Origin of the sequence: Ereboglobus luteus (genome assembly GCF_003096195.1) — a bacterium.
Lineage (GTDB): Bacteria > Verrucomicrobiota > Verrucomicrobiia > Opitutales > Opitutaceae > Ereboglobus > Ereboglobus luteus.
Genome location: NZ_CP023004.1, coordinates 1,521,782 through 1,536,121 on the forward strand (window position 1 = coordinate 1,521,782; position 14,340 = coordinate 1,536,121).

General features: G+C 59.5%; 12 protein-coding genes and 1 pseudogene. 10 read left to right on the plus strand and 3 right to left on the minus strand.

What is annotated here, in order from left to right; genetic code table 11:
* The first annotated feature begins 2 nt into the window (after positions 1-2).
* A complete protein-coding gene (locus CKA38_RS05515) occupies positions 3-1,253 on the plus strand; it encodes an FtsW/RodA/SpoVE family cell cycle protein (protein WP_202863968.1) in 1,251 nt (416 codons plus the stop codon).
* 228 nt (positions 1,254-1,481) lie between these two features.
* Positions 1,482-3,266, plus strand: coding sequence for an Rne/Rng family ribonuclease (locus CKA38_RS05520; protein WP_108824597.1), 1,785 nt, complete (start codon positions 1,482-1,484; stop codon positions 3,264-3,266).
* Positions 3,267-3,419: 153 nt separating this feature from the next.
* Here CKA38_RS05520 and CKA38_RS05525 read toward each other — a convergent pair whose 3' ends face one another.
* The 3 genes from CKA38_RS05525 to CKA38_RS05535 form a co-directional block, all read right to left on the minus strand.
* Entirely contained in the window at positions 3,420-4,214 is a 795-nt protein-coding gene (locus CKA38_RS05525; RefSeq protein ID WP_108824598.1) for a glycerophosphodiester phosphodiesterase, read from the minus strand.
* A 161-nt stretch (positions 4,215-4,375) separates the two neighbouring features.
* Positions 4,376-5,176: a glycerophosphodiester phosphodiesterase gene (locus tag CKA38_RS05530; protein ID WP_108824599.1), complete on the minus strand. Its 801-nt coding sequence runs from the start codon at positions 5,174-5,176 to the stop codon at positions 4,376-4,378.
* 88 nt (positions 5,177-5,264) lie between these two features.
* On the minus strand, positions 5,265-5,960 hold the full coding sequence (locus tag CKA38_RS05535; RefSeq protein WP_108824600.1) for an L-ribulose-5-phosphate 4-epimerase: 696 nt from the start codon (positions 5,958-5,960) through the stop codon (positions 5,265-5,267).
* Positions 5,961-6,260: 300 nt separating this feature from the next.
* Between CKA38_RS05535 and CKA38_RS05540 the strand changes: the two genes are divergently transcribed.
* The 8 genes and pseudogenes from CKA38_RS05540 to nadC all read left to right on the plus strand — a co-directional run bounded on the left by CKA38_RS05540 (position 6,261) and on the right by nadC (position 14,334).
* Positions 6,261-7,601 (plus strand): sn-glycerol-1-phosphate dehydrogenase, encoded by a 1,341-nt coding sequence (locus CKA38_RS05540; protein WP_108824601.1) that lies wholly within the window; start codon positions 6,261-6,263, stop codon positions 7,599-7,601.
* A gap of 175 nt (positions 7,602-7,776) precedes the next feature.
* Entirely contained in the window at positions 7,777-9,165 is a 1,389-nt protein-coding gene (locus CKA38_RS05545) for an MFS transporter (RefSeq protein ID WP_108824602.1), read from the plus strand.
* A gap of 198 nt (positions 9,166-9,363) precedes the next feature.
* On the plus strand, positions 9,364-10,137 hold the full coding sequence (locus tag CKA38_RS05550; protein WP_108824603.1) for a DeoR/GlpR family DNA-binding transcription regulator: 774 nt from the start codon (positions 9,364-9,366) through the stop codon (positions 10,135-10,137).
* A gap of 50 nt (positions 10,138-10,187) precedes the next feature.
* A complete protein-coding gene (locus CKA38_RS05555; RefSeq protein ID WP_108824604.1) occupies positions 10,188-11,717 on the plus strand; it encodes a carboxypeptidase M32 in 1,530 nt (509 codons plus the stop codon).
* Between the two features lie 38 nt (positions 11,718-11,755).
* Positions 11,756-12,562, plus strand: a complete 807-nt coding sequence (locus CKA38_RS05560) for a TatD family hydrolase (RefSeq protein WP_108824605.1) — start codon at positions 11,756-11,758, stop codon at positions 12,560-12,562.
* Between the two features lie 22 nt (positions 12,563-12,584).
* The gene (locus tag CKA38_RS05565; RefSeq protein ID WP_108824606.1) at positions 12,585-12,959 is read left to right on the plus strand and encodes a metallopeptidase family protein; all 375 of its coding nucleotides are present in this window, start codon (positions 12,585-12,587) and stop codon (positions 12,957-12,959) included.
* Positions 12,960-13,025: 66 nt separating this feature from the next.
* Entirely contained in the window at positions 13,026-13,415 is a 390-nt protein-coding gene (locus CKA38_RS05570; RefSeq protein WP_108824607.1) for a hypothetical protein, read from the plus strand.
* Positions 13,412-14,334: pseudogene (nadC, locus tag CKA38_RS05575) on the plus strand (carboxylating nicotinate-nucleotide diphosphorylase). Before CKA38_RS05570 ends, nadC begins: the two are co-directional and overlap by 4 nt.
* Positions 14,335-14,340 lie beyond the last annotated feature (6 nt).

Sequence of the window (14,340 nt, forward strand, 5' to 3'; positions counted from 1 at the left end):
GCATGGTAGCCAAGACACGCATTTCGTTGCTCGACTGGTTCAGCGCCTTCAAGATCAAGACGCAGGCGCGGTTCGACGTGTTCACGCCCGCGGCGATGCTGGTGCTTGGCGTGGCGGGGGTGATGTTTATTTACAGCGCGCAGCTCGAGCGGCACGGCACGGCGTGGAAGGCGCAGTGCATTTTTTGGGTTCTGGGCATCGCCGTCTATGTGGTGGTGTCGCTCATCGATTACCGAATCTGGCTCAGTTATGTGCACTGGATTTACATCGCCGCGCTTGTGCCGTTGGTGCTGGTGCTCGTGCCCGGCATCGGCGATTCGCAGTTTGGGGCGCAGCGCTGGATTAATTTTGGCTTTTTTAAATTCCAGCCTTCCGAGACGGCCAAAATTGCCGTTCTCCTTATGTCGGCGGGCATTCTCGCGCGTTCGAAAATAGGCAATGTGTTCGATTCGCTCGGAGTGCTTGGCAAATTGGCACTTGCGGCGGGCGTGCCCATCTTCTTGATCTTTCTGCAGCCTGATATCAAATCGGCCATTGTCCTTCCTCCCGTGATTTTCGCCATGCTTTACGTCTCCCGCCTTTCGCTCCGCTTTTTCGCGGTGGTGCTGGGCGCGTTTGTGCTTCTTGTGGGCGTGGTCGCATGGGACACCGCATGTTATGTGAATTTCATGCAGGAAAACGGCTACTCGTATCAAAACAGCGAACAGCGCGATCTTTACAACAAGCGCTCTCCGTTGCCTTTCCGCGGGTATCAGCGCAACCGCATCCTTGCCTTCGCCGCGCCCAACATCATCGACCAGGCGGGCACCGGCGATTCTTACAACCTCAACCAATCTCTCATCTCAATCGGCACGGGCGGGCTCACCGGCAAGGGCTGGCGCCAAGGCACGCAGGCCAAGCTCGGTTACCTGCCCACCGCCGTTTCGCATAACGATTTTATTGTCTCGGTCATCGCCGAGGAAACAGGATTTTTGGGAAGTCTTACGGTTATTAGTCTGTTCGGATTGATCCTGTTCAACAGCATACGCATCGCGGGTCTCGCAAGGGACCGCTTCGGAACCCTGATCGCCATCGGCGTGACGATGTTCTTCACGGTGCATGTGTTTGTGAACATTGCCATGTCCATCGGACTGGTGCCCATCACGGGCATACCGCTTCCCTTCATTAGCTACGGAGGCTCCTTTTTGCTTTGTTGCTGCTTGCTGCAAGGACTGGTCCAGAGCGTCTATCGTTTTAGGAGGGATTTTTCATGAAATCTGAAAAATCCAGCCTCGCGATACTGACCGCCCTGCCGGGATTTCCTGCGCCGCAACCACCGCGTATTGGGGCCGCCGACACCACCACCACACACAACAAAAGAAAAAGCCTGAAAGCCCGAAAAGCTGAAAGCCTGAAACAAGCAGGCGCGCGCTCCCAACGCCGCCCGATTTTTTCAGCCTTCAGCCTTCAGAACTTCAGTCCTTTTCGCCCATACATACGCCATGAGCGACCAATCACAAACTCCCTCGCCGGGAAACTCCGGCGACTCCAACGCGCCGCGCCAGCAAACCCCGGCCGCCGCACTCCAGAAATACGACGAGGAGCTCGTCAACCCGCCTCCGCAAACGCAAGTTGACCCCGTCAGCCCCGCCGAACTCAAGGCCGGGGCGAAGGAACGAGCCAAGGATCGCCCGATCCTCCAGAAAATCCTCTCCGTGTTCCGAAAGGAAAAAACCACCTTCCGCGAGCTCATCATCAACTCCGAGCCGCTCGAAAAACGTGTCGCCCTGCTCGTTGACGGCACGCTCGAAAAATTCGAGATCGAGCGCGACTCCGACAACCGCATGGTCGGCGGCATCTACAAGGGCCGAATCAAAAACCTCGACCCCGGTCTCAAGGCCGCCTTCGTGGACATAGGCTATTCCAAAAACGCCTTCCTCCATTACTGGGACATGCTTCCCGCCGCCGCCGACTCCTCCGTCGAGGTTGTCCGCGTCAACAAGCGCAAAAACGCGCCCCAGCGCCCCGCCGAGCCCACCATAAAGGACATTCCCAACCTTTACCCGCCCGGCAGCGAAATCGTCATCCAGGTCACCAAGGGCCCCATCGGCACCAAGGGCCCGCGCACCACGACCAACCTCGCCATTCCCGGCCGCTATCTTGTGCTCATGCCCTATTCCGACCAGTGCGGCATCTCGCGCAAAATCGAGGACAACAAGGAGCGCCAGCGCCTCAAGCGCATGATCAACGAGCTCACCATCCCCGAGGGCATGAGCGTGATCGTGCGCACCGCCGGCGAGGGCAAAAAGACGCGCTACTTCGTTCGCGACCTCCATATCCTCCTCAAAACCTGGTCGCAGATTCAAGCCAGGATGCAGTCGGAAAAATCCCCGTCCTGCCTCTACCAGGAACCCGATCTCGTCGAGCGCACCGTGCGTGACTTTCTCACCGAGGAGGTGGACCGCGTGCTCGTCGACAGTTCCGAGGATCACTCGCGCATCCAGACACTCGTCGCGCAAATCAGCAAGCGCTCCCGCTCGAAAATCGCGCTCTACAAGGACAACATCCCGATCTTCGAGCGCTTCAACATCGAGCGCCAGATTGAGCAAACCTTCCAGCGCCGCGTGCCGCTTCCCAGCGGCGGTGAAATCATCATCGACGAAACCGAGGCGCTCATCGCCATCGACGTTAACACCGGCTCGCACAAAAACCGAGGCGGCGACGAGAAGAACACCATCTACGCCGTGAACCTCGAAGCCGCGCAGGAGATCGCGCGCCAGATCCGGCTCCGCAATCTTGGCGGCCTCATCATCATGGACTTCATCGACATGAAGGAGCGCCGCCATCGCAACGCGGTTTACGAAAAAATGGTGCAGGCCATGTCGGAGGACAAGGCGAAGAACCACATCCTCCCCATCTCGCAACTCGGCATCATGCAAATGACGCGCCAGCGCCAGCAGGAATCCCTTTCGAGCAACCTTTACACCGACTGTCCGTATTGTCGCGGTCGCGGCATTGTGAAGAGCGCGACGACGATGTCGGTCGAGCTCCAGCGCAAGCTCAGCTCGATTGTCCGCCGCCTGCAAAACCGCAACGACGGCAAGGAGTATTCGCTGCGCGTGCTCGTGCACCCGAGCATCCTCGAACGCCTCCGCAGCGAGGACGCCGAGCTGCTCGTGCGCATGGAACGCCTCTACGGCGTGAAGCTCGCCTTCCGCGCCGACCTCAACTACCACGTTGAAAACTTCAAAATCATCAACGCGGTCACAAACGAAGAGTATCGTTAAAGTGGAGGCGGCATCCCGCCGCTCGTGAAAAACTCACCGCAAAAAAACGCGAACCGCATCAACCGGTTCGCGTTTTTTGTTGGGTCGCGACTTGTGTTTGCCGCGCAGATCACCAGCGGGTGCGGTGCGAAATAAGCGAGTGACGCGTCGCGGTCATGGCTTTGTTTTGAACTGCGCCACCGCGTCGAGATAGGCTTTCACCTTGTTGGAATAGTCCGACGAAACGTAGGTGACTCCGTGGCGGATCGCCCAGTCCACCACCTCGTGGTCATTGGCCTGCCAGATGGTGGTTTCGATGCCGAGCTTGTTGGCTTCGCTGATCAGTTCCGGGCGGTTCATCATCACGTTCAGGGGATAGGAAATGCCCGTGTAGCCAAGCTGCTTCGCTTCCGCGGGGCCCATCGCCTTCAGGCTGCTGCTGAGGTAGATCACCGGCATGCCGGGCTGGAGCCGGACCACTTCGCTGCACATGTGTTTGCTGAAGGAGGTGATTTCCACCAGCGGGATGACGTCCATTTCGCGGGCGAGCTTCAACACCGCCTCCACAACCTGCGTTTCGCGCTTCGGCGTCGGATGGGTTTTGATTTCGATTATCATTTTGGTCGCGGGGCCTTTTTTACCCTGCTCGAAGATTTCGCGCAGCGTCGGCACTTGGTCTCCATTGGGCAGCCTGGCGGCGCGAATCTCCGCGAACTTGTTTTTTTGCGCGTGCAGATCGGTGCCGTTAATCTTGGGGCCGTGGCACACGACGAGCTGGTCGTCAGCGGTCATGTTGACGTCGAGTTCGGCCGCGTGAGTTCCCAGTTTTTGGGCGTTGGCCAAACTCGAGACGGTGTTTTCCCACGAGCCTTCGGTGGTGTAAAATCCACGATGGGCGATGATCTTGGGTTGCGCCGCGAGGTTCAGCATGCCGGCGGTAAACGCGCACAATAAAAGCAGTTTTTTCATATCGGTTGGAGGTTGGTTTTTGGGTGAGTTTGCGAAGGCGTCAGTATTCCAATTTCCCCGGCGGAGGCGAGGTGAAATTGGGGGGGTAACCATGACGGCGGAGCGACATGTGCCGATGTGTGCCGACATGTGTCGGCGCGAGGGGAAAGCGGGCGATTTTTTTACTCTTTGAACCGCGCCACCGCTTCGAGGTAGGCCTTGGCTTTGTCGGGGCTGTCCGTTGAAACGTAGGTGACGCCGTGGCGAATGGCCCAGTCGATTAGTTCGCGATCATTGACCATCCAGAGCGTGGTTTCGATGCCGAGTTCGTTGGCCTCGCGGACGATTTCGGGGCGGTTCATCATCACGTTGAGTTGATAGGAAAGTCCTTTGTAACCCAACGCCTTTGCCTCCGCGGGGCTCATGGCTTTCATGTTGCTGCTGACGTAGACAACCGTCGCGCCGGGTTGGAGCCGCACCACTTCGTCGCAGACGTGTTTGCTGAACGAGATGAATTCGATCTGCGGCACGAGCTCCATTTCGCGAGCGAGCGCCAGGATCGCCTCCACGACTTGCGTTTCGCGCTTCGGCGTCGAGTGGATTTTTATCTCAAGTATCAGTTTGGTTGCGGCGCACTTTTTCCCTTGCTCGAAGAATTCGCGCAGCGTCGGTATTTGAAGTCCGTTGGGAAGTTTGGCGGCGCGTATGTCTGCGAATTTGCTTTTTTGCGCATGGAGCTTGGTGCCGTGAATTTTGGGACCGTGGCATATTATGAGCTGGTCGTCCGCCGTCAGGTTGACGTCGAACTCGACTCCGTAAACTCCCAGCTTTTGGGCGTTGGCGAGGCTGGAGATGGTGTTTTCCCACGAGCCTTCAGTGGCGTAAAATCCCCTGTGCGCAACGATCTTGGGTTGCGCCGCGAGGTTCACCGCGCCCGCGGCGGTCAGCATGCATAATGATAAAAGTGAAAGCAGTTTTTTCATGTTGGATTGGAGGGTTGGAGGCGTTGGAAGGATAAAGCGGGGTGGGGCGGGGGAGTGCGGCGTGCGCGGTCGCTGAGGCGGCGGGAAATCACGGTTTCTTTTTCTGGCCGTAATAGGCGCCGGCCCCGTGTTTGCGGTTGTAGTGTTTTTCGACGAGCAGGTTGTTCATCGGCATTTCCGCGTTGAGCTGGCGGGTGATGAGTCCCATGCGGGCGATTTCCTCCAGCACGACGCTGTTGTGAACGGCTTCCGCCGCCGTCCGCCCCCAGGTGAAGGGGCCGTGATTGGAGACGAGCACGCCCGGTGTGTGCAGGGGGTTGCGCTTTTCAAAGCATTCGATGATCACGGCGCCGGTGTTTTTTTCGTAATCGGTTTCGACTTCGGGCGCGAGCATCGGGCGCGTGCAGGGCACCGGGCCGTGGAAATAATCGGCGTGCGTCGTGCCCATGACAGGCAGCGCCATGTTGGCCTGCGCCCAAGCGGTGGCGTGGCGGGAGTGCGTGTGGACGATTCCGCCTATTTCGGGGAACGCCTTGTATAACTCGATGTGCGTGGGTGTGTCCGAGGAGGGGTTGAGCGCGCCTTCCACGGTTTTGCCTTCAAGGTTCACCACCACCATGTCGTCGGCGGAGAGCGCGTCATATTCCACACCGCTGGGTTTTATCACAATTAATCCGCGCTCGCGGTCGATCGCGCTGGCGTTTCCCCAAGTAAAAATGACCAGCCCGTATTTCACGAGGTCGAGATTTGCCTTAAGGACTTCTTTTTTAAGATGTTCCAACATTTTTTGAATAAACTAGTAATGGGTTGAGGTGAAAGCTAAATCGCTGAAACACAAGAATAGAAAGCAAAAGGAAAAGAAAAGGAAAGAATAATCCTTATTTTTCTTGTTTTTTGTGAATATTTTTTCCATTTAACTATTAAATAGTATGAAAAAGGAAAAAATTTGAGCGCGAAAAGAATACCTCCCGTGCTCTATTTTTAAGGTAGGACGAAACCAAGGTAGGGCGACCCCGCCGGGGGCGCCGAGATCGTGAGCGGCTTACCCGGAGGGGTCGCCCTACCAAAACAGAATATATTACCCATGAATAAAATACAAAACGCATTATCCCGCACAACCGACACCAAGGCGCTCATTATTGCCCGCGATGCGCTTCCCAAAACAGCGGAGATGTTCGCGGAGCTGTTTCCCGGCAGACGCGCGCTTGTCATGGCGGATACAAACACTTATCCGATTGCCGGGCAGGCGGTTGTTGATTCGTTTCGGCAGGCGGGGATTGGACAGGACGAGCCCGTTGTCTTTCAAGCGCCGGAGCCACATGCGGAATGGACTTATGTTGAGAAACTTATGGGCATTCTCAACGCCACCGACGCGGTGCCCGTTGCCGTGGGTTCGGGTGTGATCAACGATCTCGTCAAGGTCGCCTCGCATCGTTGCGGGCGGCGTTACTTGTGCGTCGGCACGGCGGCCTCGATGGACGGCTACACGGCTTACGGGTCGTCGATCACCTACAAGGGTTCGAAGCAGGCTTTCGATTGTCCGGCGCCGCTCGGAATGCTTATCGACACCCGCGTGGTGGCCGCCGCGCCGAGCGACATGTCCGCTTCGGGATACGCCGATTTGCTGGCCAAGGTGCCCGCCGGCGCCGACTGGATTCTCGCCGACGCCATCGGGGCCGAGCCCATGAACAAGCCCGCTTTCGACATGGTGCAGGACGGGTTGCTGAATGCATTGGGCGATCCGAAAGGTGTGAACGACGGACGGGAGGACCGCGTGGAGCCGCTCGTCGAGGGATTGCTGCTCGCCGGTTTTGCCATGCAGGCGCACCACTCCAGCCGTCCCGCGTCCGGCGCCGAGCACCAGTTCAGTCATCTGTGGGACATGGAGCATCACACTTTTAACGGGCAGGGCGTTTCGCACGGATTCAAGGTGGGCATCGGCACGCTCGCCTCGACCGCGTTTCACGAATTCCTGATCGCCGCGCCCGTCGGCGCGCTCGACATCGACGCGTGCGTCGCCGCCTGGGCGTCGTGGGACGAGACCGAAAAGGAAATACGGCGCGTCTTCAACAACGACGAAAGTTTTCTCGGACGCTGCATCGGCGAAACAAAAGCCAAATACGCGACCCCCGTGGAATTGCGCGCGCAGTTGTCGGCGTTGCGGGAAAAATGGCCGGAGCTGAAACCCGCGCTCGAAAAACAAATACTGCCCTTCGCGGAGATAAAACGCCGCCTGCGCGAAGTGGGCGCGGCACATGAGCCGGAGCAGATCGGCATTTCGCGCGCCAAGCTGCGCGAGACGTTTACCAAGGTGCCCTACATGCGGAGCCGCGTAAACGTGCTCGACGTCGCCGTCAGGTGCCGGTTTTTCGACGGCTGGCTCGACAGGCTCTTCGGCCCCGGCGGAGTGTGGGAAATCAAATGACCGCCGCCGCATGAAAAATCGAGCCGAGCGGCCGTCATGTTTCGTAGGGGCGCACCTGGCGTGCGCCCTAACGTTCGTCCGCTTTGTGGAAACGCACGCAAATAGTTTTTCGCAAACCAGGGCGCACGCCAGGTGCGCCCCACGAGTTAAAATTTCCAACCCCAAAAAAATTGAAATGACCCCCGAGCAAAAACAGAGATTCAAATACTGGCAGACGCGCACGCTGATAGGGACGATGTTTGGCTACGCGCTGTTCTATTTTGTGCGCAAAAACTTTTCGCTCGCCATGCCGGGCATCGAGGCCGACCTCGGCGTCACCAAAACCCAGCTTGGCATTTTCCTCACGCTCAACGGGCTGATCTACGGCGTCTCGCAACTCGTCAACGGGATGTTCGCGGACCGCAAAAACGCGCGCTGGTATATGTCGATCGGGCTCCTCCTGTGCGCATCGGTAAACATATTTTTCGGCTTCGGGGCGGATGTCGCGGCCTTCCTCACGGGCGAGCGCGACGGGGCGCAGTTCACCAGCACAATCGTGCTCTTTCTGGGCCTCATGTGGGTGCTCAACGGCATCTTGCAGGGCGCGGGATTTCCGCCCTGCGCGCGATTGCTGACCCATTGGATTCCGCCAAAGGAGCTCGCCACAAAAATGTCGATTTGGAACACCTCGCACTCGGTGGGCGCGGGCCTGGTGGTCATCATGTGCGGCTACATCATGACCAACATGGGCGAGGGGCCGAATCACGTCGGGGCGTGGAGATGGTGCTTCTGGATTCCCGGGCTGATCGCGCTGGCGGGCTCGGCGGCGCTCTTCATGACGCTGCGCGACACGCCCGCGTCCGTCGGCCTGCCCGAACTGGAGGGCACCGAGGTCAAGAAAAACGCCACCAAAAAAGAACAGTCCGCCGAAACCAAGCTGCTGATTCGCAAAAAAGTGTTCGGCAATCCGATCATGTGGATTCTCGCGTTCGCCAATTTCTTTGTCTACATCGTGCGCTTTGCGGTGCTCGACTGGGGGCCGTTTCTCCTGAGCGATTCCAAGGGCGTGAGCCTCGCGCACGCGGGCTGGCTTGTCGCCATGTTCGAAATCGCGGGCATCGCGGGAATGCTTTTCGCGGGATACGCCACCGACCGGTGGCTCGGCGGCAGGGCGCACCGCACCTGCGTGTTCTGCATGCTGGGCACGGCCATTTTCATGGCGATATTCTGGCGGCTCGAGCCGGGGATTCCCGTGTGGATTTATTACGCGACACTCTGCGCCGCCGGATTCTGCATCTACGGACCGCAGGCGCTCATCGGCATCGCGGCCGCGAACCAGGCGACCAAAAAAGCCGCGGCCACGGCCAACGGATTCAAGAGCATGTTCGGCTACGCGAGCACGATGATTTCGGGCGTGGGTTTCGGTTACGTGGCCCAGCACTACGGATGGAATTACACCTACTTGGCGCTGATCATCGTCTCGTTCATAGGCATGGGCATCCTCATGCTGATGTGGAACACCAAGGCCGACGGCTACGGCGATCTGGAACGCATTGAAAACGCCGAAGCCGGCGAAAAAAGATAGGGAAAGAATCAAAATTGGAATAGCCGCAAAAAGGCGCAAAAGGCTCAAAAATAAAGAAATGCATTTTATGATATGAAATTTTTTCACACCTCCCGCGCCTTTTTGCGGCTATTGGATTGCGAGATTTAATTTAGAACATTCTTTCAAGGACCCGGGAAAAAGGCATCGTCGTGATGTTAACCCGAAAGCAACCATCCCATGTTAAGCATCGCCGAAAGACATAAGTATATTCTCGACCTTCTCAACACGCACGGATTCGTGCGCGTCACGGACCTCGCGGAGCGTCTCGGCATGACAAAAGTCACCATTCGCAACGACCTCAAGATGCTTGAGGGAAAAGGCATGCTCTACCGCATGCACGGCAGCGCCAGCAAAGCCAACCCGCACGTGAGCGACGTGAACGTGAAAGTGAAGGGGCAGTTGAACAGCGAAAAAAAGCGCCTGATCGGACTGGAGGCGGCGCGGCACATTTTGGAGGACGACTCGGTGATCATCGGCTCCGGCTCGACCGTCGAGGCCTTTGCCGCGGTGCTCAAACCGGTGCGCCACCTGAACGTCGTCACGCTGTCGTTGCGCGTGTCCATGCTGCTCTGCGAGCAGGAGAACATCGACGTGCTGCAACTCGGCGGCAACGTGAATCACAACTCGCTTTCCGTGCGCGGGGATTATTCCGCCTCCGGGCTCGCCAACCTCGTCTGCTCGAAATTGTTCATCGGCGTCGACGGACTGGACCTTGAATATGGCGTCACCGCCTCCACGGTGGAGGAGGCCACGCTCACGCAGAAGATGATGCAAGTGGCGTCCCAAGTGGTGGTGCTGGCGGACTCGTCGAAGTTCGGCAAACGAGGTTTCGGCCGCATCGGATCGCTTGAGGACATCGACATGCTCGTGACCGACGACGGCATCCCGGAGCATTTCAAAACCGCCCTGGAAGACGCCGGCGTGGACGTGCGCGTGGTGGCGGCGGGGTGACCTTGTTTCTTGCGCTTGCTTGGCGGGGGCGTCGGTTTTTTCTGCTTTCCATGAAAAACGACGGTCAATTCGCGGATTCCGCGCTCAATGAACTTTCCTCGCTTCTCAAGCGCCCGCATTTGTTTCTCACGATTACCGAGCTCCTCGGCTGGGACGAGCAGGTCTATCTTCCCCCCGGCGGGGCGGAGCATCGCGCGGAGCAGCTTTCCGCGCTGGCCGAGGCGGCGCATGCGGCGGTGAGCGATCCGCGCATCGGCGAACAACTCGCCGCGCTCGAAAGTCCGGAGGCGTTCGAAAAACTGACCGCGCCCGGGCGCGCAATCATCCGTTGTGCGCGCCGCGATTATGACCGCGCGACAAAACTTCCCGCCGAATTTGTCCGCGAGAAAGCCGCGCAAACCAGTCGCGCTTATCATGCGTGGGCCGCCGCGCGCGAGAAATCGGACTTTGCCTCCTATGCGCCGATGCTGGAAAAAAACATCGAGCTCGTGCGGCGCGAAGCCGCGCATCTCGGGCATGGCGGCACAGGCGCCGAGGCTTACGATTACATGATCGACCAGCACGATCCCGGCATGAACGCGGCGGTAACCGAAAAGCTCTTCGGTGAACTGAAAGCCGGCTTGGCGCCGCTCGTGCGCCGCATCACCGAGTCGCCGGTGAAGGCGCGGCCCGATCTTTTGCGCGGATTTCCCGTGGAGAAACAGCACGCGTTTCTCCGCGATGTCACGGAGCGCATCGGGTTCGACTACAATCACGGCCGCATCGACATTTCGATCCATCCGTTTTGCTCGGGCACGGGCGACGACATCCGCATGACGACGCGCTACGACGAAAACAACCCGCTCGATTCGCTTTTCAGCGCGATCCACGAGGCAGGGCACGGCATTTATGAGCAGGGGTTGACCGCCGGCGTGCGCCACACCGCGCTCGGACAGGCCGCGGGCATGGGCGTGCATGAATCGCAAAGCCGCCTGTGGGAAAATCAAGTCGCCCGCAGCCGCGGTTTCTGGCGTTGGTTCGAGCCCAGGTTCCGCGCTGCGTTCCCCGAGCAGATGCGCGCGATTTCGCCGGACGAGTTTTACCTCGCGGTCAACGCCGTGCAGCCAACGCTCATCCGCGTCGATGCCGACGAGGTCACATACAACCTGCACATCATTCTGCGCTTCGAGCTGGAGAAAAAACTGTTCTCCGGCGAGCTCGCCATCGCCGACCTGCCGCGCGCGTGGAACGCCGCGTCGAGGGAGCTCCTCGGGCTCGAGCCGCAAAACGACCGCGAGGGCGTTTTGCAGGACGTGCATTGGAGCGCCGCGTCGTTTGGATATTTTCCGAGCTACTGCATTGGCAACATGGTGGCCGCGCAGCTTTGGTATTCCGCGCTGGCCGAGCGTCCAGCGCTCGAGGATGATTTTGCCCGGGGAGATTTTTCGTGGATGTTGAAATGGCTGCGCGAAAAAATCCACTCGCAAGGCAAGCAACACGACACGCTCGAACTCGTGCGCCACGCAACCGGCGGCGAGCTTTCGCCGAAATGGCTGCTGCGTTATTTGGAGGAGCGTTACGCGCCGCTGTATCTAAAGTGACGCCGGCATATCCATCGGGCCACCTGTTTTAAAAATCCATGCTCATCGACACGCACACACATCTCGAATCCTTCCACCGCAAGGGAACGCTTGACGCCGCGCTGGCGAACGCGCGCGAGGCCGGGCTTTCCGCCATGATCACCATCGGCACCTCGACCGACGACTGGGCGCTCTACCGTTCGCTCGCCGCCGCGCATCGCGGGTTTGTGCATTATTCGGCCGGGCTGCATCCGTGCTCGGTCGATGAGAACTGGGAGCGGGAGGTTTCGCAGATCGGGCAATTCTGGACGCGCCATGAAAACGATCCGCTTCCCGTCGCGCTCGGCGAATGCGGGCTCGACCGCTTTCATCTTCCGAAAAACGACGAGGCGCTCGCCAACCGGATTTTCGCGTGGCAGCGCGCCGCGTTTGCCGCGCAGCTCGAAATCGCCCGCAGTCTTGCGTGCCCGGTCGTGATTCATTCGCGCGGCGCGTTTGACGAATGCGTGCGGATGATTGACGAAAGCGGCGTTGATTGGACTCGCGTGGTGTTTCACTGCTTTGTCGAGGGCGCGCCGCAAATGCGCGAGCTCATGCAACGCGGCGGGCGGGGCTCGTTCACCGGCGTGCTCACCTACAAGAGCGCGGAAATTGTGCGCGAAGCCGCGCGCGAGCAGGGGCTTTCGCGCTTTATGGTCGAGACGGACGCGCCCTATCTCACGCCCGAGCCGCACCGTGGAAAACCCAACGAACCCGCCTTCGTGCGGCACACGGCGGAATACGCGGCGGGAAAAGTTTTCAACGTTTCCGCGGAGGAACTGGCCGGCGTGAGCACGCAAAACGCCCGCTCGTTTTTTGGCATTTGATGCTTTTTGATAAGATTGCCGCATGTCCCTATTCTCCAAACTCGTGGCCGAGGCCGAAAAAACCGTTGCGAAGGCGCAGCGCAAGCTGCCGCCCGATGTCGCGAAGTATGCCGCCGATTTGCCGGTCGTGTATCACGACTGGCCTGGCGAGGAGATTTTGGACGACGAGTTTGAGCCGGATATCCTCGGCCTGTTCGTGGGCGATCCGCTCGGTGTCGAACCGGGGCTGGGCAATGTCGCGCCCGCCCAGGTGCTTTTGTTTTTGGAGAGCATCTATGATTATGCGGAGGGCGACATGGCGATTTTTCGCGACGAGGTGCGTCTCACCTATTTGCACGAACTCGGGCACTACCTCGGTTGGGACGAGGACGACCTCGAGGCGCGCGGACTGGAATGACCGCCCCGAAACCATTCCCACAAAAACACTGGAATCGCGCGCGCCCCCCCGCATAGTGCGGTCACGATGAGCCATCATCCATCAACACAAGATTCGCCGCCGTCCGCGCCGCACGCCATTGAGGGCGTCTGGGTTGCCGTGCGCCTCGAATACGCCGGCGAGGCCGCGCCCGACATGGTGCTCGAAAAAACGGAAGTCATTTTTCGCAACGGCAACTACACCGTGCGCTTTGGCGGTGAGACGTCATTCGACGGCACATACTCGCTCACGGAAACACACATTCTCATTGAGGGCCGCCGCGCGTCCGACAAAAATTCGATGACCCTTCGCGGCATCTACCAGCTCGTCGGCAACCGCCTCCGCACCTGCCTCGGCATGGACGGCGTCGCCCCGGAAACCTTCGCGACCAAACCCGGCTCGCAACACTACCTCGGCACCTACCGCCGCATCTCATGAAACGCAACCGCACCGCTATCGCCCGCTCGCTCATCAAACGGCTCGCTTGGGACGAGCTCGACCCCGCGTATCTGCGCCGCCTGGTCGAAATCGCCCGCGACGAAGACCTCGCCGGACTCGGCCTGCGCGCACGTCCGCGCAAAACCGGCGATCGTTCCACGGGCAGCATCGCCGCCGCGCCGCGCGCCGCCGCCGCAAATCTCGTCGCCCGCCAGGAGCTCATCGCATGCGGACTTCCGCTCCTGCCCGTCATACTCGCCGCCTATGGCTCCGGCGTTTCCGTCCAGCTTCGCGCCAGGGACGGCAGCCGCATCCGCCCCGGCGGCACGCTCGCCACGCTCTCCGGCGATCCGCGCACGCTCCTCGCCGCCGAACGCATCATCCTCAATTTTCTCCAGCGATTCTCCGGCATCGCCACGCAAACCCGGCTCTATGCGGACGCCCTCGGCAAGTCGCGCACCCGGCTTTTGGACACGCGCAAAACCACGCCCGGCTACCGCATGCTCGAAAAATACGCAGTCGCTTGCGGGGCGGCTGGAACCACCGGCTCGGTCTCTTCGACCGCGTCATGCTGAAGGACAACCACCTCGCGCTCCTCGGCTCCAACGACGGGCTCGCCGCCGCCGTCGCCCGCGCAAAGAAAACCGGCCTTCCCGTCGAAGTGGAAGTTGACCGTCTCGACCAAATCCCGCCCGTGCTCGATGCCGGCGCCGACGTCATCCTCCTCGACAACTTCACCCCCGCCATGCTCAAGCGTGCGGTCGCCCTCGTCGGCCGCCGCGCGTTTACCGAGGCCAGTGGCGGCATCACCTTGAAAACACTTCCCAAACTCGCCGCGCTTGGGCTCGACTTCGTATCCACCGGCGCGCTTGTCCACCAAAGCATCTGGGTTGATATCGGCCTCGATTGGAAAAGCTGAAAAACT